Genomic DNA, 17,217 nt, shown 5'->3' on the forward strand with positions numbered 1-17,217 from the left:
GGGCCCCGGATCATTCCCGACCCGGTAGGGGCGCTGCGCTGTTCGGGCGCGGACCGTGTGTAACGATCCCGGCGCCCGGATCATTCCCGGCCTGGCGGGGGCGGGTTCGGTGCTGCGCTGTTCAGGCGTGGACCGTGTGTAACGATCCCGGGGCCTGGATCATTCCCGGCCCGGCGGGGGCCGGCGCGGTGCTGCGCGCGGTGGCCGTCGAGGCGAACGCCGTTAGTGGGGGCGTCGGAGCCAGGGTGCCAGCCACGGGACGGTCGCGAGGATGGCGACCGCGAGGGCGGCGATCACCCCTTGGCCTATTCGCCCCGCCGTGACACCCGGTGCGTGGTCCAGGACGTAGTTGGCGTACCCGTTGGCGAGGGCGTCGGTCAGGAGCACGAGGGCCCCCAGGACCAGCCCTTCGAGGCGGCGGAGCAGGAGCAGCCACGCCGCGAGCGGGTCGAGCACCGTCAGCGAGACGAAGTAGGCGGCCAGCCAGGGCGGCATCGAGGGGTACGGGTTCAACCCTCCCACGACGATGTGTGTGACGTGCGCTCCCGTGCCGTAGGCGAACACGACGACTGCCGCGCCGACCGCGAATCGCACCGGGAAGGGCACCCCGGCCCACCGGGCGCTCACGGGCTGACCGGGCCCGTGGCGTACGCGAGCAGCACCGCCTGGGCCCGGCCGCGCGCGGCGACCGCGGCGGCCACCGTGCGGGTTCCATCGAGCCGTACCGTCCCGGATCGCACGGTCACACCTTCGCAGACTTCGCCGCGGCGGCGCATCATCCCCCGTGTCCAGCCGCCCACGTGACCCCCCCATCTCGGACCGCCGGGCCCGCGGATCGGGCAGGTGCTCCGGAACGAGTGCCCGCCGCGCGCCGGGATTCCACGGTGCCGCCGGTATTCTCGCCGGTATTCTCGCGCCGCCGTGAAGGCTGGAGCACGGGGAAGGAGCGCGCCATGAACGGACCGGTGCTGCCAGGCTTCCACCCGGACCCGAGCGTGTGCCGGGTCGGCGACGACTACTACCTGGTGTGCTCCAGCTTCGAGTACTTCCCGGGCGTGCCGATCTTCCACAGCCGGAACCTCACCACCTGGCGGCAGATCGGCAACGTGCTGGACCGTCCCAGCCAGTTGCCGCTGGAGCGTGCATCGCCGTCCGGTGGCATCTGGGCGCCGACGATCCGGTACCACGACGGTCGCTTTTGGATGATCACCACGAACAGCGGCCGGGGCTTCATCGTCACCGGCGAGCGGCCGGAGGGCCCATGGTCGGAGCCGGTCCCGATCGACCTGCCCGGCGTGGATCCGGATCTGGCGTGGGACGAGGACGGCACCTGCTGGTGCACGTTCTCCGGCATCCAGCAGGCCCGCATCGACCCGCTGCGTGGCAAGGTCCTCGAAGGACCGTGGCCGGTGTGGTCCGGCGGCGGGCTGGCCCACCCGGAGGCGCCGCATCTGTACCGGGTGGACGGTTGGTGGTACCTGATGATCGCCGAAGGCGGGACCGGGCACGGGCACTGCGTGTCCATCGCCCGGTCCCGGTCGCCCCGGGGCCCGTTCGAGCCGGGGCCCGCGAACCCGATCGTTTCGCACCGCAGCACCACTTCGCCGATCCAGAGCACCGGCCACGCGGACCTGGTCCAGGCGGTGGACGGTGCGTGGTGGATGGTGCTGCTCGGTACCCGCCCGCGCGGCCACTTCCCGGGCTTCCACGTGCTGGGCCGGGAGACCTTCCTGGCCCCGGTCACCTGGGTGGACGGCTGGCCGGTCGTCGGCGATGTGGGCGCCACGACCACGGCGGCCGGTGGGTCGAGCGCCGCTTGCGGTCCCGCCGCAACCACCGCGGCCGGTGCGTCGAGCGGCGCCCGCGTTCCGACCACGGCCACCGGGGGCGGGTGTCGGGACGACTTCGACGCTCCCGCGTTGGCCCCGGAGTGGATCTCGCCGCGCAGCCGCCCGGACGGCTCGTGGGCGCTGGACGCCCGGCCGGGCTGGCTGCGCCTGCACGCGACCGGGTCGAGCCTCGACCGCCCCGGCCACACCTTTGTGGGCCGCCGGCAACAGCACGCCGATTGTCGGGTCAGCGCGCGCCTGGACCCCGGTGGGGGTCGCGCGGGCCTGTCGATCCGGCTGGATGAGGCGCACCACTACGACCTGGAGGTGGCTGGCGGGCGGGCCAGCGTCATCGCCCGCATCGGCCCGCTGCGGCAGGTCGTCGCCGGCCGGGCGGTGCCACCCGGCCCGGTGGAGCTCGTCGTCCGGATCCGGACCGCCGACGTGCTCCCGCCCGCCGTCACCGCCGCGGATCAGGTCACCGCGGGTCCGCTCGGTCTCGCCCCCGGTCCGGACACCATCGGCTTTCACCTCCGATCGGCCGGCGTCACCGACGACGGGCGGCCGTTGGCCGAACTCGACGGCCGTTACCTGTCCACCGAGGTTGCCGGCGGGTTCACCGGCCGCGTGATCGGCGTGTACGTCACGGAGGGCCACGCCGACTTCGACTGGTTCGACATCCGGCCGACCGGGGTCGACTCGGAGTGAGTGTCTGACCGGAGCGGCGTGGCGCCGTCATGCCGCCCGGCCGGCCAGCCGGGAATTTCGCGGTTAGTTAGGCGGGAGCCGGATCATGTGGCGGTGGACCGTTTGGCGAATTCCGCTCAGCTTTCCTCCGGCGAGGAATTCCATGGGGAATAGCTTCGTGCCCGTTCGCGAGGGGGAGTAGCCATCAGCAATGGCCGATAACGGGAAGTAGATATCTCCCTGCCACTTTCAACATATATCGCATGGGGGGGCTTGCGGCAAGACCCGGGTCATGCCGCAGAATCGCGGGCCGGAGCCGGAACGTCGCGGAAATGGACGCGCGACGTGCGCGTGCGCGAAGGCTCCGAGATCGGAGTTGATGACGTGAACCCGTCGACGGACAGCGCGTTCGATCTTCCCGACCGCCTCTCGTCGAAGGCCGACCCGAGCCTGACCGCCGGCGACGAGCGGCATTTCGCGGCCATCGCGGAGAGCCTCGAGCGGTCGATCGCCGAGCTGTCCGGCCGCCTCGACGCCGAGCGCAAGGCGCCCGGCGGCCTGGGCCAGGCGGCGATGGACCGCGACATGGAGGTCTACCGGCTGACCGCGCGGCTGCGCACCCTGCGCCGCTTCGGTCTGGATCTGTGCCTCGGACGCATGGTCAGGGCGGACGCTCCCGAGCCGGTGTACGTCGGCCGGCTCGGCCTCACGGACGGCGCGGGTCGCCGGCTGCTGCACGACTGGCGGTCCCCGGCGGCCGAGCCGTTCTTCGCGGCGACCCACGCCACCCCGATGGGGCTGGCGAGCCGTCGCAGGTACCGCTGGACCCGAGGCCGGATCACCGACTACTGGGACGAGGTGTTCACCCCGGACGGGCTCGACGGGCACGCCGCGCTGGACGACCAGTCCGCCTTCATCGCCAGCCTGGGCGGCAACCGGTCGGCCCGGATGCGGGACGTGCTCGGCACCATCCAGGCCGACCAGGACGCCATCGTCCGGGCGGGCTCCGGCGGCGCTCTGGTCGTCGACGGCGGCCCGGGTACGGGCAAGACGGTCGTCGCCCTGCACCGGACCGCGTACCTGCTCTACTCCGACCCGCGCCTCGGTCACCGTCGGGGCGGCGTGCTGTTCATCGGTCCGCACCAGCCGTACCTGGCCTACGTGGCCGATGTCCTCCCCAACCTCGGTGAGGAGGACGTGCAGACCTGCACCCTGCGGGACCTCGTCGCCGAGGGAGCCGCGGCGACGGTCGAGGCGGACCCGTACGTGGCCCGGTTGAAGTCGTCCGCGGATCTGGTGAGGGCGATCGAGGCGGCCGTCGGGTTCTACGAGGAGCCGCCCGCCACGGGGATGACGGTGACGACCGACGAGTCCGACATCTGGTTGAGCGCCGACGATTGGGCCGAGGCGTTCGACGCGGCGGAGCCCGGTATCCCGCACAACGAGGCGCGCGACCTGATTTGGGCGGAACTGCTCACGATCCTGATGGACAAGCACGACGGCGACGACGCGGGGGAGTTGCGCCGCCTGTCGCTGGCGTGGAACAGGGAGTTGCGCACGGCCTTCAACCGCGCGTGGCCGCTGCTCGAAGCGGCCGACCTCGTCGGTGACCTGTGGTCGGTACCCGCCTACCTGCGCAAGTGCGCTCCCTGGCTCGACCCGGACGAGGTTCGGGCTCTCCAGCGCGCGGACGCCCGGGCGTGGACGGTGTCCGACCTGCCACTGCTGGACGCGGCCCGGCAGCGGCTCGGCGATCCGGAGGCGTCGCGGCGCGCGCGCCGGCGCAGCGCCACCACCGCCGCCGAACGCGAGCGGATGACCAGGGTCGTGGACGGCCTGATCGAGGTCGCCGACGACGCCTACGGTGTCGGCCTGGTGACGATGCTGCGCGGCGAGGACTTTCAGGACGCCCTCGTCGACGAGGCCGCCCTGCCCGGCACCGAACCGGACCGGCTCGCCGGCCCGTTCGCGCACATCGTCGTGGACGAGGCCCAGGAACTCACCGACGCCGAGTGGCAGATGCTGCTGCTGCGCTGCCCCTCCCGGAGCTTCACCATCGTCGGGGACCGGACCCAGGCCAGGCACGGGTTCACGGAGTCGTGGCGGGAACGGCTCGAGCGGATCGGGCTCGACCGGATCACCCTGGCCTCGCTGACCATCAACTACCGCACGCCGACGGAGGTCATGGCGCAGGCCGAGCCGGTCATCCGGGCCGTGCTCCCGGACGCCAACGTGCCGACCTCCATCCGCGGCAACGGCCTTCCCGTCGGGCACGGATCCGCCGCGGATCTGGGCCCGATCGTCGAGACCTGGCTCGCCGCGCACGCCGAGGGGATCGGCTGCGTCATCGGCGACCCCACGTTCCCGGCGACGGCCCGGGTCCGGTCGTTGACCCCGGAGCTGTCGAAGGGGCTGGAGTTCGACCTGGTTGTCCTCGTCGATCCGGAGGCGTTCGGCGACGGCGTCGAGGGGGCGGTCGACCGCTATGTCGCGATGACCCGGGCGACCCAGCAGCTCGTCATCCTCACGAGTTCCTGACGCCGGCCGGGCCACCGTGGTCGCCGCCCGGCACCCGCTCGGTCAGTCCGTAGGTGCGCACCGCGGTGCCGGCGAAGATCTCCCGCCGGCCCGCCTCGGGCAGCCGCGGCAGGGCCTCCCGCAGAGCGGTACACACACCGGCGTAGTCGGCGACGAGCAGGCAGACCGGCCAGTCCGAGCCGAACATCAGGCGTCCGACACCGAACTCCTCGACCGCCACCGCGACGAACGGGCGCAGGGCGTCCACCGTCCACCCGGGGCCGGCCTCGGTGACCATCCCGGACAGCTTGCAGGTGACGTTGCCGTTGGCGGCCAGGGCCGCGAACCCGTCGCGCCACCGGCGCAGCCCCGCCGCGCCCTCGTCGATCCGCGGCTTGCCCAGGTGGTCGAGCGCGAACCGCAGCCCGGGGACGGCCCGCGCCGCCCGGGCCGCCGACGGTAGCTGATCGGCCCGGATCACCAGGTCGAACACCAGCCCGGCGGCGCCGATCTGAGCCAGGCCGCGGCGCACCTCCGGCCGGTCGAGGTAGTCGGGGTCCGGTTCGCCCTGGACCTGCGAACGCACCCCCACGAGCAGGTCGCCGCCGCGGAGGCGCCGGTACCGGGCGACGGTGGCGGGCACGCCGCCGCCCGCGACGTCGATCCAGGCCACCACGCCGAGGATCGGTTCGGTGTCGGCCGCGTAGCCCAGGAACTCGGCCACCTCGTCGGGATGGCATCGGCCGCCCTCGACCAGCACCGTCCCGTCAACCCCGGCGGTGGCCAGTTCGGCGCGCAGGTCCTCGGGGGTGAACGGCCGCCGGATCGGCGCCAGGCCCGGTTCGTCGAGCCAGCGGTAGCCCCGCTCGGGGCGCCACAGGTGGTGATGTGCGTCGATAATCATGTCGCCTCCGTCTCGGTCGGCGCACACCGCCGTCGGTGCCGCTCGGCCGGGCACCGCCGGCCGCCACGGCCCGTCCGGTGGGCGGCCGGCGGTCACGGGCGTTGCCGGCGCCGGTTGGCGCCCGCCGTTGCCGCGTACCGGTCCACGAGGTGCTCGTGCCGGTGGTCAAGGTACTCGATCGCCGGGCCCTGCGCGCTCCTGTGACGGCCACGAAGGCGCGGTGCGGTTCTTCGATGCCTGGTACGGCGCGGTCGGGGCGGGAGTCGGTGTGGGTCCGCGGTTGCGGCCGGTCGCCGGGTTGATCGGGGCGTAACCTGGGGCACTGTCACGGCGGGGAAGGCATCGCCGAACACGGCCGTCCACTCCTCCCGGGCGATCTGCTCCGCCCGCTCCCACGGCGGGACGTAGCGCATGCCCGTCGCGTAGTCGCACACCAGTCCACGGTGCTCCCACACCTTCTCGAAGGCGTCCGCGTACCGGTCGAGCAAGGGTCCGGCGTCGGGGTGAAGATGCGCCTTCTGGATGGTGAAGGTCTCCCCGAGCACCCGCAGGGTGTGCGGGAATGCCGCCGGATCGTACGGCGCCGGCGCTACCAGGTCTCGGTGTCCATCATCGAGTTCTTCCAACGGCCCACCGTGGCCGCGATGACCCAGGCGATCCGCCGACGGCGGGCGTCGTGAGCGGGCCGGACGGCGGTGCGTGTGGGGCGGCGCTGCTGCGTCACTACTTCTTCCACGCCGCCCGGCGGCATCCCGACACCCCCGCCCTGGAGTTGGCGGGCGTCCGGTTGAGCTACCGGGAACTGGCTGACCTCGCCGAGGCCGTCGCGGCGGACCTGCTGGCCCTGCCCGGCGGCCCACCACGTCGGGTGGCCCTGCTGGCTGGTCGCGGTCCGGCCGCCTACGCCGGGTACCTCGGTGTGCTGCGCGCCGGGGCGGCGGTCGTGCCGCTGGACCCCGGGGGGCCGGCCGGCCGCAACGGCTCGATGGCGGCGGCGGGGATCGACGCGCTGGTCAGCGACGGCACGGCCGCCGGTCAGGCGGAGGAGATCGGGTCCCGGACCGGCAGCCGCCGACTCGACCTGACCCCGGCCGGCGAGGTCACCGCACCGCGCGCCGCCGGTGCCCGCCCCGCTGCGCCCATACCGCCGGACGCGCTGGCCTACGTGCTGTTCACCTCCGGCTCGACGGGCGGCCGAAGGGGGTGCCGATCACCCACCGCAACGTCGTGCCGTACATCGGCCACCACCAAGGACGGTGCGGCGCGGGACCCGACAGCCGGTGGGCGCAGAGCGGTGAGCTGACCTTCGACGCCTCCCTGATCGCGATGTTCTGTGCCTGGGGGGCCGGCGGCACGCTGGTCGTCCCCCGTCCGCGGGAGCTGATGTCGCCACGCCGGTTCCTCGCCGAGCACGCCATTACGCACTGCGTGCTGGTGCCCTCGGTGATCTCGATCGCCACCGCGCTGCGCGGCCTGCCCGCCGGGTGTCTGCCGGACCTGCGCTGCACCGTCCTCGGGGCGGAGCGGGTGACCCTGGCCCAGGCGAGGGCCTGGCGGGCCGCGGCTCCCCGCAGCCGAATCGAGAACGCGTATGGTCCGACCGAGCTGACCATCTGCTGTACCGGATACTGGCTGCCCGACGACGAGTCGCGGTGGCCGGACACCTTGAACGGCAGCGTCCCGATCGGCCGGGTCTACCCGCACCTGGAAAGCGTCGTGATCGGCGACGACGGACGGCCGGCGGAGGAGGGCGAACTCGGCGTGCGGGGGGTGCAGCGGTTCGGGGGCTACCTGGACCCGGCCGACAACGTGGGCCGCTTCCTGACGTTCTCCGCTGGGCAGGCGTCGGTGCTGGGGCCGGGGGAGCCCCTGACGGACCGGCACTGGTACCGCACCGGCGACCGGGTCCGCGCCGAGCACGGCGAGCTCGTCTGCCTGGGCCGGCTGGACGACCAGGTGAAGATCGGCGGCCACCGGGTCGAGGTGGGTGAGGTCCAGGCGGTCCTGCGCGGGCACCCCGGGGTGGTCGACGTCCGCGTTCTGCTGCTGGACACCGGGGACGGCGCCCCCCGGTTGGTCGCCGCGTACACCGGCGCCCCGGAGGTGGCGGCGGACCTGACCGCGCTGGCGCGGGCCCAACTCCCGGCGTACATGCTGCCCGGACGGATCAGGTGGTTCGCCCGGCTGCCACTCGCGTCCAGCGGGAAGGTCGATCGCCGGGGCCTGATCCGCATGCTGGCCGACCGCGATGCGGCTCCGGCGGGAGGTGACCGGTGAACACCTCGACCGGCGGGATGCTGGCCCGGCTCACCGACCCGGCCACCGCCACGCTGGAGCTGGTGCTGTTCCCTGGCGCCGGGAACGGTCCCAGCGCGTTCAGCGGCTGGCAGCGGCTGGTCCCCGCGGTGTGGCGGGTCGCCGTGGTCTGCCTGCCGGGCCGGGAGAGCCGGGTCGGTGAGCCGTTCGCGCCATCGGTGCCGCGCGCGGTCGACGAGGTCGTCCCGGCGATCCGGTCCTGGCACCGCCCGGGCGCCCTACTGGTCTTCCTGGGGCACAGTCTGGGCGCGTGGTTCGCGCTGGAGGCGGCGTTGCGGATGGCGGCGGACCTGCTGGTGCCGGTCGGCTGCGGTCCGCGGGAGGGGCCGTTGACGCACGGCGATCCGGACCTGGCCCTGCTCCGGAAGGCGATTCACGAGCAGGTCGTCGCGGCCGGGATCGAACCCGATCTGCTGGACGAGGTGGTCGAGGCGACCGCGGCGGTGATGCGGGGCGACATCGCCGCGTGTCACGGGTACCTGCCGCCGCACGCGGGCCTGAGCTGTGACGTGGTCGCCTACCACGGGCGCGACGACCGGCCCGCCGCTGGATCCTGGGCCCGGTACACCCGGGGCCGGGCCGACGAGGTGGAGGTCGGCGGCGACCACCACTTCGTCAAGCGGACCCCGCAGGAACTGATCCGCGATCTGGACCGGCGGGTGCGCCGGGCCGGGCGGGTGCCGGACGGGAAGGGCGAGGTGCGGTGGTGAGTGGAACCGGCAGGCAAGACGCGACGCGGGCGGCCGATCGCGGTGCGGCGGGGCCTTTCGACCCGGCCGCCGTGAACCTCGTCGATCCCGAGCTGTACGCCAGCGGCGACCCGTACCGGATCTGGGCGGTGTTGCGGCGGCACGCACCGGTCTACCGGCACCCGGCCACCGAGATGCCCGCCTTCTGGGCGGTCACCCGCTACGACGACGTCAAGGAGGTGTACCGGGATCACGAGACGTACAGCTCAGCCCGGGGCATCCTGCTGCGCCCGGAGCGCGACGGACCGGACCCCGGAGGCGGCCGTACCCTTGCCCTCACCGACCCGCCGCGCCACCGCGAACTGCGCTCCCTCGTGGAGCGGTGGTTCGCCACCCGGGCCGTACGCGGGCTGGCGGACACCATGCGGCCGGCGGTGCGGGAGCACGAGATCGAGCCCGGCGACCGGGTCGTGCTCTGGATCCCGTCGGCCAACCGCGACGAACGGGTGTTCGACGAGCCCGATCGCTTCGACATCGGCCGGCGACCGAACCGGCATCTCGCCCTCGGCGCCGGCCGCCACTTCTGCCTCGGCTCCGTCCTGGCGCGCGCCGAACTGACGCTGCTGTTCACCGAGTTGCGCCGGCGGGCGGCGAGAATCGAGCCGGCGGGCCCGCCGGTCCGGTTGCGTTCCATCGTGGTCAACGGACTGGAACGGCTCCCGGTCCGGCTCATCCCCGCCGCCCTGTGACCGAACCGATCCCGGCACCCCCAATCCTTCCGGGTGAATTCCCGAACCGGCGGCATGACCGCAAAAACGACGGGTAGCGCCATTATTCGACGCATTCAGAATTGTTTACCGATCGGCCGTGACGGTGGGCAGTGTGGCGTATTCCGGTCCATGCTGCGGCCGTCAACCGGTGTGACACAAGGGATTCCTGCTCCGCAACGGTGGTCGGGCGCTCGGGTTACGAGCGGTTCGGACATATTTCTCGGACCGGTTCGTCGGGCGGGATTCCCGACGTTTCGGCGCGTTCTCTGCGGCCCCTTTAATACGCTCCCTGCGTGACTCCCGACGAAGCCGACCCGGGCATCTCCGCGCGCCCGGCGACCCCCGGTCCCGACCGTGCCGGCGAACCCGAGCACGCCACGATCCCGGTCTTTGTCGACGCGACCGGGCGGCGCAAGCGCGTGGTGCAGGCGGGGGTCGGCGTCCTGGCCGCGGTGGGCCTGACCTATACCGGGCTCGTCGCCCTGAGCCTGACCCACGGGCAGGGCAGCCCCCTCATCGCCGATCTGGCCAACCCGGTGCGCACCGTGGCGCCCACGCCGGCGCCGACGCGCACCCCGGGGCCGAAGGCGATGCCGCCGGTTCCCGCGCCGCGGCCCGAGCGGCCGGCGACCCGTACGGGGGTGTGGAGCCAGACCCCGCACACCAAGTCACCCGCGCGGCCGGTGCGCCCGTCCACGCCCGCGCCGACCCAGCCGAAGCCGAGCCCGCCGACGCAGAGTCCCCGGCCCTCCACGACGCCGACGCCCGGCCCGACCCGGTCCACCTCACCCACGCCCGTGCCGACCGCGCCGTCGAAGCGCCCGGCTCCGTCCGCGACGGACGGCAAGACTGATCCGCCGCCGACCACGGCCGGGGCGCGGGCCGAAGCCACCAAGACGTCCGGCGCCGGGAAGGCCGCCGGCGCCAAGAAGACCACCGCCGGGGCCACCACCGCAAAGGGATCCACTCGCTGATGAGCACCGCCATGCTGCCGGCGCCGCCCGGCCAGCCGGGCACGCCCCCGAAACTCCGCCGGCGCGTCCTGCCGCGCCCGCGGACCGTGGTCATCGCCCTGCTGCTGCTCGCGTTCGCCAGCCCGCTGGCGGTCGCCGCGTACACGAACTCGCAGCTGACCCCGGACATGGTGCACGAGGTCGGCGACCAGGACCGGGTGCCGGAGGCGGTCCACGACGGGGGACCGATCATCAACGCGACGGGACAGCAGCCCCGGTCGTACCGGCTGCCGCCGAAGACAATCGCCCTCACCTTCGACGACGGACCGGACCCGTCGTGGACCCCGCGGGTGCTGGACGTGCTGCGCCGGCAGGGAGTCAAGGGCACCTTCTTCGTGATCGGGTCGCACGTCGTGCGTCACCCGGCGCTGGCCCGCGCCGTCGTGGCCGGCGGGCACGAACTCGGCCTGCACACGTTCACCCACCCCGACCTCAGCACGCTGCCGGCCTGGCGGCGACGGATGGAGTACTCGCAGACCCAGATGGCGATCGCCAACGCGGCCGGGGTGAAGGCGTCCCTGCTGCGGTTCCCGTACTCGTCCGAGGCGCAGGCGGTGGACAACGCGGACTGGCCGGTGCTGCGGCAGGCGGGCGGGCTCGGCTACCTCGTCGTGATGGAGGACACCGACAGCCAGGACTGGTCCCGGCCGGGCGTGGACGCGATCCTGCGCAACATGACCCCGCCGGACGACCGTGGGGCGATCATCCTGATGCACGACGCCGGCGGTGACCGGTCGCAGACCGTGGCCGCGCTGGACCGGTTCATCCCGGCGATGAAGGCCCGCGGGTATCGCTTCACGACGGTGACCGAGGGGCTGAACCTGGCGCTGTCGCCGGGCGGCGGGGCGACCGCGAGGCAGCCGGTCGCGGAGAACCCGGCCGCGTCGCCGGCGGAGCGGCGGCGCGGCGCCTCGCTGGTCCAGGCGGTGCGGCTGGCCGACGCGACGATCCTCGTGCTCAAGGTGCTGTTCCTCGTGGTCGGGCTGCTGACGATCGCGCGTAGCCTGCTGCTGCTCGTGCTCGCCGGCCACCACGCCCGCCGCCGGCGGGCGCCGGACTGGTCCTGGGGGCCGCCGGTCACCGCGCCGGTGTCGGTGATCGTGCCGGCCTACAACGAGCACAAGGGCATCGCGCCGGCCGTCCGGTCGCTGGCCGGCGGCGACCATCCGGAGATCGAGGTGATCGTCGTCGACGACGGCTCCACCGACGGGACGGCGGAGATCGTCGAGGGACTCGACCTGCCGAACGTGCGCCTGCTGCGCCAGCACAACGGGGGCAAGGCCCACGCCCTCAACGCCGGACTGGCGGCGGCCCGGCACGACCTCATCGTGATGGTGGACGCGGACACCCAGGTCGCCGCCGACTCGATCCGCACGCTGGTGCAGCCGATGGCGGACCCGGCGGTCGGCGCGGTCGCCGGCAACGTCAAGGTCGGCAACCGGCGTAGCCTCATCGCCCGGTTCCAGCACATCGAGTACGTGATCGGGTTCAACCTCGACCGCCGTCTCTACGAGGTGCTGCGGTGCATGCCGACCGTGCCCGGCGCGCTGGGCGCCTTCCGTCGCGGGGCGCTGGCCGGCGTCGGCGGGATGAGTGACGACACCCTGGCCGAGGACACCGACGTCACCATGGCGCTGGGGCGGGCCGGCTGGAAGGTCGTCTACGAGGAGCAGGCGTACGCCTGGACCGAGGCCCCGGTGGCCCTGGAGCAGTTGTGGCGGCAGCGGTACCGGTGGAGCTACGGCACCATGCAGGCGATGTGGAAGCACCGCCGGGCGCTGTGGGAACGCGGCGCCTCCGGGCGCTTCGGCCGCCGCGGGCTGCCGCTGCTGGCCGTCTACGGGGTACTGCTGCCGCTGCTCGGCCCGGTCATCGACCTGATGGCGGTGTACGGGCTGCTGTTCTTCGGGTGGGGCCCGGCGGCCGGCGCCTGGCTGGCGATGCTCGCGGTGCAGTTGCTGACGGCGCTGGTCGCGTTCCGGCTCGACCGCGAGCCGCTGCGGCCGCTGCTCGTGATGCCGTTGCAGCAGTTCGCGTACCGCCAGGTGATGTACCTGGTGCTGGTGCAGTCGGCGCTGACCGCGCTGACCGGGGTCCGGCTGCGCTGGCAGAAGTTGCTGCGTACCGGCGATGCCACCCTGCCGCCCCAGCCGGGCCGGGACGCGGGCCGGGAGGTGCCCGCGAAGGTGGACGCCGAGGCGGGCTCCGGGGTGAGTCAGGAGGTGAGCCGAACATGATCGACACCGTCGGGACGGGGAGCCGATCCGCCACGCGCGACCGTTACATCGACACGCTGCGCGCCCTGGCGCTCGGCCGAGTGATCATCTACCACATGTTCGGCGTGGCCTGGCTCAGCTTCGCCTTCCCCGCGATGGGCGTCATGTTCGCGCTGGGCGGCTCCCTGATGGCCGGCTCGCTCGACCGGTCGCCGGAGGATGCCGTCACGAACCGGATCCGGCGGCTGCTGCCGGCGCTGTGGGTGCTCGGCCTGCTGCTGGTCCCCGCGATGCTCTGGCACGGCTGGCGGGACCACCCGACCTGGCAGACCCTGCTGCTGTGGGTGGTCCCGGTGGTCCAGCCGCCGGGCAACGAGTGGGCGGCGCCGGTGACCGAGGTGCTGTGGTACGTGGTCGCCTACCTGTGGTTGGTGGTGCTCTCCGCCCCCCTCCGCTGGCTGTACCGCCGCGCCCCGCTGCGCACCACACTGCTGCCGCTGGGCGCTCTCGCGCTGCTCGGGGTGCTGCCGCCCGTCGCCCACGAATCGGTGCAGTCCACACTGGTCGACCTGGCGACCTTCGGCGCCTGCTGGATCGTCGGCTTCGCCCACCGGGACGGCAGCCTGCGGCGCCTGTCGCTGCCGCTGCTCGCCGTCCTCGCCGTGGCCTGCCTCGGCGGCGGTGCCGGGTGGGCGGTGACGCACCCCGGTGACGAGGGGCTGGACCTCAACGACATCCCGCTGGCCCAGGGCCTGTACTCGCTCGGCTTCGTGCTGCTGGTGATGCGGGCCGCGCCGGCGATGGCCTGGCTGGCCCGGGTGCGGGTGCTGGACCGGTTGGTGGGGCTGCTCAACGCCCGCGCCGTCACCGTGTACCTGTGGCACAACGTGGCGATCGCGGCCTGCTTCATGGTCGGGGACGACGCCTTCCAGGTGTGGCGCCTTGACAACTCCGCCGCCGGGGCGGCCTACCTGGCCGTCGCGCTGGCGCTCCTGTTGGTCCCGGTGCTGGCGCTCGGCTGGGTGGAGGACGTGGCCGCGCGGCGGCGACCGCGCCTGTGGCCCTGGAAGCCCCAGGCGGGCCGCGGGGCGGGTCCGGTGCCGGCGCGAACGCGGAGGCAGACCACCGCGGTGGACAAGGCGCTCGCGGCGCCGGCCGAGGGGGCGACGGGCGCTTCGGGCGTCGCCGGGTGAGCCGGGGCCACGCTCAGCCGTCCGGCACCGGGACGGGTTCGGCCAGGGCGGGCGTGGATTCCAGCGGCAGGGCGGCGTAGCCGCGCCGGTACCGTTCGTCGGCCAGCACCCGCCGTACCGCCGCGTCCATCCGCTCCGCCAGCCGGTCGTCGAGGAACCGCTCCGGCTTGTCCTTGTCCACGCCGCCGGTCATCGGCAGCACGACCCCGATGCCCAACTGCTCGACCCGCGGCCCGATCAGCATCTGGTCGCCGAAGAACGGCACGACCACCATCGGCACCCGGTACAGGATGGCCTCGTGCAGGCTGTTGCTGCCGCCGTGGGTGACGAACACGTCGGCCTCGCTGAGCACCCGCTGCTGGTCCACCTTCGCCACCACGCGCCAGTTCGCCGGGTACCGCGGCAGCACGGGCCTGCCCTGCGTCGCGAAGACCACCGCGACCTCGGGTGCCGCCCACCGGCGGGCCAGCCCGGCCACGCACCGCCGGATTCCCCGCCGGGTCTCCTCCTGCGCGCACCACAGGTTGTCCATCACCTCGGTACCGAACGACAGGTAGACCAGGGCGGGGCCGGAGCGGTCCTGCCGCACCGGGTGCCCGTCGGACGGGTAGCCGGCGAACCGGTACCGGGCCGGGTGCCGGTTGGCCAGGAAGTCGGGCGGGGTCACCGCCGGGTAGGACCACAGCAGGTTCAGATCGCCCGGCAGGAACAGGCTGTTGGAGATGAGTTCCACCTGATCCGGCCGCACCGCGACCCCGTACCGCCGCGCGATGGCGGCCAGCGCCGCACGATTGTCCGGGGTGGACACGCTGCGGGCCAGGTACCCGTGCTCCACCAACGGCCCCATCAGCCCCGGAACCGAGCACCAGGACGGGATGCCGAGCACCCGTCCCACGAAGTAGCCCTCGATCGCGCAGAAGTCGTAGAGGATGAGGTCCGGCCGGAACGCCCGCGCCGCGGCCAGGCACTCGTCTAGCACGTCGCGGACCCGGGCGAAGACCCGCCCGGCCGCGGTGTTGGTGAAGGCGGCGGCCGCCTCGGGGGCGATGACGGTGGCGCCGAGGTCACCCAGATCGGGCGGGGTGTTGTTCCGGTCGACCAGCACGAACCGGAACTCGTACTCGGCGCGGTACTCACGCACCAGGCGCCGGAGGACGTTCAGGTGCCCCTCGTTCGGGATGGTGAAGACGAGTATCCGCCGGCCGCACCCCGGCACCGCTGACCGCACCGCGTGACCACCCCCGGGCGCAATTGTCGGCCGGCGTGCTGGCCCGCCGCTGGCGGTTCCGGCGTTACGGTGCGGTGGTGGGCGGCCGGACCGGCGTGGCGCGGCGGGTGGGTGACCTGCTGTCGCGGATGACCCTGCCGGAGAAGGCCGGGCTGCTGTTCCACCCGATGATCGCGATGGGGCCGGGCGGCCGGATCGCCCCCGCCGACCCGGACTACGGGCTGCTCTGCGCGCGGGAGATGATCCAGCGCTGGCACCTGAACCACTTCAACCTCGTCAACGGCGGTTCGCCCGGTGAGCTGGCCGAGTGGCACAACCGCGTGCAGGATCTGGCATCCGGTTCCCGGCTCGGCATCCCGGTCACGCTGTCCACCGATCCGCGGCACGGGCGGTCGGCGAACCCGAACACGGCCGTGCTCGCCGGCCCGTTCTCGGTGTGGCCCGAACCGCTGGGGCTGGCCGCGGCCCGGGATCCCGCGCTGGTGTACCGGTTCGCCGACACGGTCCGGCGCGAGTACCTCGCGGTCGGGCTGCGGGTGGCGCTGCACCCGCAGGTGGACCTCGCCACCGAGCCCCGCTGGCCGCGGGTCGTCGGGACCTTCGGCGCCGACCCCGCCCTGGTCGGCGCCCTGGCCGGCCCGTACGTCCGGGGCCTGCAGACGGACGTCCTGGGCCCGGACAGCGTCGCGGCGATGAGCAAGCACTTCCCCGGTGGCGGGCCGCAGCGCGACGGCGAGGACCCGCACTTCGCCCGGGGGCGGGAGCAGGTGTATCCGGGTGGCCGGTTCGACGACCACCTGCGCCCGTTCCGGGCGGCGATCGGGGCCGGCACGTCGCAGATCATGCCGTACTACGGGATGCCGGTCGGCACGCCGTACGAGCGGGTGGGCTTCGCCTTCAACGCGGGCGTCATCACCGGTCTGCTCCGCGGGGAACTGGGCTTCGACGGCATCGTCTGCACCGACTGGGGTGTGCTGACCGACGCGGCGTTCCACGGGGAGCCCCGGCCGGCGCGGGCCTGGGGCGTGGAGGGGCTGACCCCGCTGGAGCGCGCCGGCCGGGCGCTGGCGGCGGGCTGCGACCAGTTCGGCGGCGAGGCGTGCCCGGAGCTGGTCGTCGACCTGGTGCGCGGCGGAGCGCTCGACGAGCGGCGGCTGGACGCCTCGGTGCGCCGGTTGCTGCGGGAGAAGGTGACGCTCGGGCTGTTCGACCGCCGGCACGTCGACCCCGCGGCCGCCGAACGAACCGTGGGCCGCGCCGACTTCCGCGCCGCCGGCCTGGCCGCGCAGCGGGCCTGCGTCACGCTGCTGCGCAACGCCGACGTTCGATCGGCCGCGCGGCTGCCGTTGCGGCCGGGGCTGAGGGTGTTCTCGACCGGCGTGTCCCGCGAGGTGCTCGCCCGGTACGCGGTCGTCGTCGACCGCCCCGGGGATGCGGAGGTGGCGCTGCTGCGCATTCAGGCGCCCTACGAGCGGCGCGGTGGGGAGGTCGAGTCGTACTTCCACTCCGGGTCGCTGGCCTACCCGGCCGGGGAGTTGGCATCCGTGCTCCGGATCGCCGACGCGGTGCCCTCCATCGTGGACGTCTATCTGGACCGGCCGGCGGTGCTGACCGGTCTGATCGCGCACGCCGCCGCGCTGCTGGTCACGTTCGGGGTGAGCGACGAGGCGCTGCTCGACGTGCTCACCGGTCGGGACGCCCCGCGCGGCCGGCTGCCCTTCGACCTGCCCCGGTCGATGGCCGCCGTCGCGGCGGGCCGCCCCGACGTGCCGTTCGACGACCCCGACCCGCTGTTCGGCTACGGCCACGGGCTGGGCTACTGACTGAAGGTGGCCCGTGCCGGGAAGGGGGTACC

General features: G+C 73.6%; 12 protein-coding genes and 1 pseudogene. 9 read left to right on the forward strand and 4 right to left on the reverse strand.

Translation table 11 applies throughout. The features are described 5' to 3' along the window. Positions 1–222: 222 nt before the first annotated feature. Entirely contained in the window at positions 223–627 is a 405-nt protein-coding gene (locus KJS59_RS14780) for a hypothetical protein (protein ID WP_213453456.1), read from the reverse strand. A 326-nt stretch (positions 628–953) separates the two neighbouring features. Between KJS59_RS14780 and KJS59_RS14785 the strand changes: the two genes are divergently transcribed. Both KJS59_RS14785 and helR read left to right on the forward strand, forming a co-directional pair. Continuing rightward, on the forward strand, positions 954–2,537 hold the full coding sequence (locus tag KJS59_RS14785; RefSeq protein ID WP_213453457.1) for a glycoside hydrolase family 43 protein: 1,584 nt from the start codon (positions 954–956) through the stop codon (positions 2,535–2,537). A gap of 363 nt (positions 2,538–2,900) precedes the next feature. After that, entirely contained in the window at positions 2,901–5,054 is a 2,154-nt protein-coding gene (helR, locus tag KJS59_RS14790) for an RNA polymerase recycling motor ATPase HelR (RefSeq protein WP_249714184.1), read from the forward strand. Here helR and KJS59_RS14795 read toward each other — a convergent pair. Continuing rightward, positions 5,041–5,937 (reverse strand): amidohydrolase family protein, encoded by an 897-nt coding sequence (locus KJS59_RS14795; protein WP_213453458.1) that lies wholly within the window; start codon positions 5,935–5,937, stop codon positions 5,041–5,043. The two genes, helR and KJS59_RS14795, sit on opposite strands and share 14 nt — an antisense overlap. 92 nt (positions 5,938–6,029) lie before the next feature. Continuing rightward, positions 6,030–6,563 carry a hypothetical protein gene (locus KJS59_RS14800; protein ID WP_213453555.1) on the reverse strand — a complete coding sequence of 178 codons (534 nt, stop codon included), beginning with the start codon at positions 6,561–6,563 and terminating at the stop codon, positions 6,030–6,032. On the opposite strand from KJS59_RS14800, the pseudogene KJS59_RS14805 reads away from it, so the two are divergent. The 6 genes and pseudogenes from KJS59_RS14805 (at position 6,500) to KJS59_RS14830 (ending at position 14,134) form a co-directional block, all read left to right on the forward strand. Beyond that, positions 6,500–8,214: pseudogene (locus KJS59_RS14805) on the forward strand (AMP-binding protein). The gene KJS59_RS14800 and the pseudogene KJS59_RS14805 overlap by 64 nt on opposite strands. Further along, complete coding sequence (locus tag KJS59_RS14810; RefSeq protein ID WP_213453459.1) at positions 8,211–8,963, forward strand: thioesterase II family protein; 753 nt, start codon at positions 8,211–8,213, stop codon at positions 8,961–8,963. The pseudogene KJS59_RS14805 and the gene KJS59_RS14810 overlap by 4 nt, the downstream one beginning before the upstream one ends. Before the next feature lie 71 nt (positions 8,964–9,034). Continuing rightward, on the forward strand, positions 9,035–9,691 hold the full coding sequence (locus KJS59_RS31805) for a cytochrome P450 (RefSeq protein WP_283775783.1): 657 nt from the start codon (positions 9,035–9,037) through the stop codon (positions 9,689–9,691). 314 nt (positions 9,692–10,005) lie between these two features. Further along, positions 10,006–10,686, forward strand: coding sequence for a hypothetical protein (locus tag KJS59_RS14820; RefSeq protein WP_213453460.1), 681 nt, complete (start codon positions 10,006–10,008; stop codon positions 10,684–10,686). Beyond that, positions 10,686–12,962 carry a bifunctional polysaccharide deacetylase/glycosyltransferase family 2 protein gene (locus KJS59_RS14825; protein ID WP_249714185.1) on the forward strand — a complete coding sequence of 759 codons (2,277 nt, stop codon included), beginning with the start codon at positions 10,686–10,688 and terminating at the stop codon, positions 12,960–12,962. The genes KJS59_RS14820 and KJS59_RS14825 overlap by 1 nt, the downstream gene beginning before the upstream one ends. Beyond that, positions 12,959–14,134 (forward strand): acyltransferase family protein, encoded by a 1,176-nt coding sequence (locus KJS59_RS14830; RefSeq protein ID WP_213453461.1) that lies wholly within the window; start codon positions 12,959–12,961, stop codon positions 14,132–14,134. The genes KJS59_RS14825 and KJS59_RS14830 overlap by 4 nt, the downstream gene beginning before the upstream one ends. Before the next feature lie 13 nt (positions 14,135–14,147). On the opposite strand, the gene KJS59_RS14835 is transcribed toward KJS59_RS14830, so the two are convergent. Next, positions 14,148–15,362, reverse strand: coding sequence for a glycosyltransferase (locus KJS59_RS14835; RefSeq protein WP_213453462.1), 1,215 nt, complete (start codon positions 15,360–15,362; stop codon positions 14,148–14,150). 77 nt (positions 15,363–15,439) lie between these two features. Between KJS59_RS14835 and KJS59_RS14840 the strand changes: the two genes are divergently transcribed. Further along, the gene (locus KJS59_RS14840; RefSeq protein ID WP_249714187.1) at positions 15,440–17,185 is read left to right on the forward strand and encodes a glycoside hydrolase family 3 protein; all 1,746 of its coding nucleotides are present in this window, start codon (positions 15,440–15,442) and stop codon (positions 17,183–17,185) included. Positions 17,186–17,217 lie beyond the last annotated feature (32 nt).

It is taken from the genome of Rhizomonospora bruguierae (assembly GCF_018397995.1).
Lineage (GTDB): Bacteria > Actinomycetota > Actinomycetes > Mycobacteriales > Micromonosporaceae > Rhizomonospora > Rhizomonospora bruguierae.

What these genes read in the sequence shown, in the direction of transcription:
- KJS59_RS14825 (WP_249714185.1), top strand. Translation starts at nt 10,686, where the DNA reads ATGAGCACCGCCATGCTGCCGGCGCCGCCCGGCCAGCCGGGCACGCCC.
- KJS59_RS14785 (WP_213453457.1), top strand. Translation starts at nt 954, where the DNA reads ATGAACGGACCGGTGCTGCCAGGCTTCCACCCGGACCCGAGCGTGTGC.
- KJS59_RS14830 (WP_213453461.1), top strand. Translation starts at nt 12,959, where the DNA reads ATGATCGACACCGTCGGGACGGGGAGCCGATCCGCCACGCGCGACCGT.
- KJS59_RS14795 (WP_213453458.1), bottom strand. Translation starts at nt 5,937, where the DNA reads ATGATTATCGACGCACATCACCACCTGTGGCGCCCCGAGCGGGGCTAC.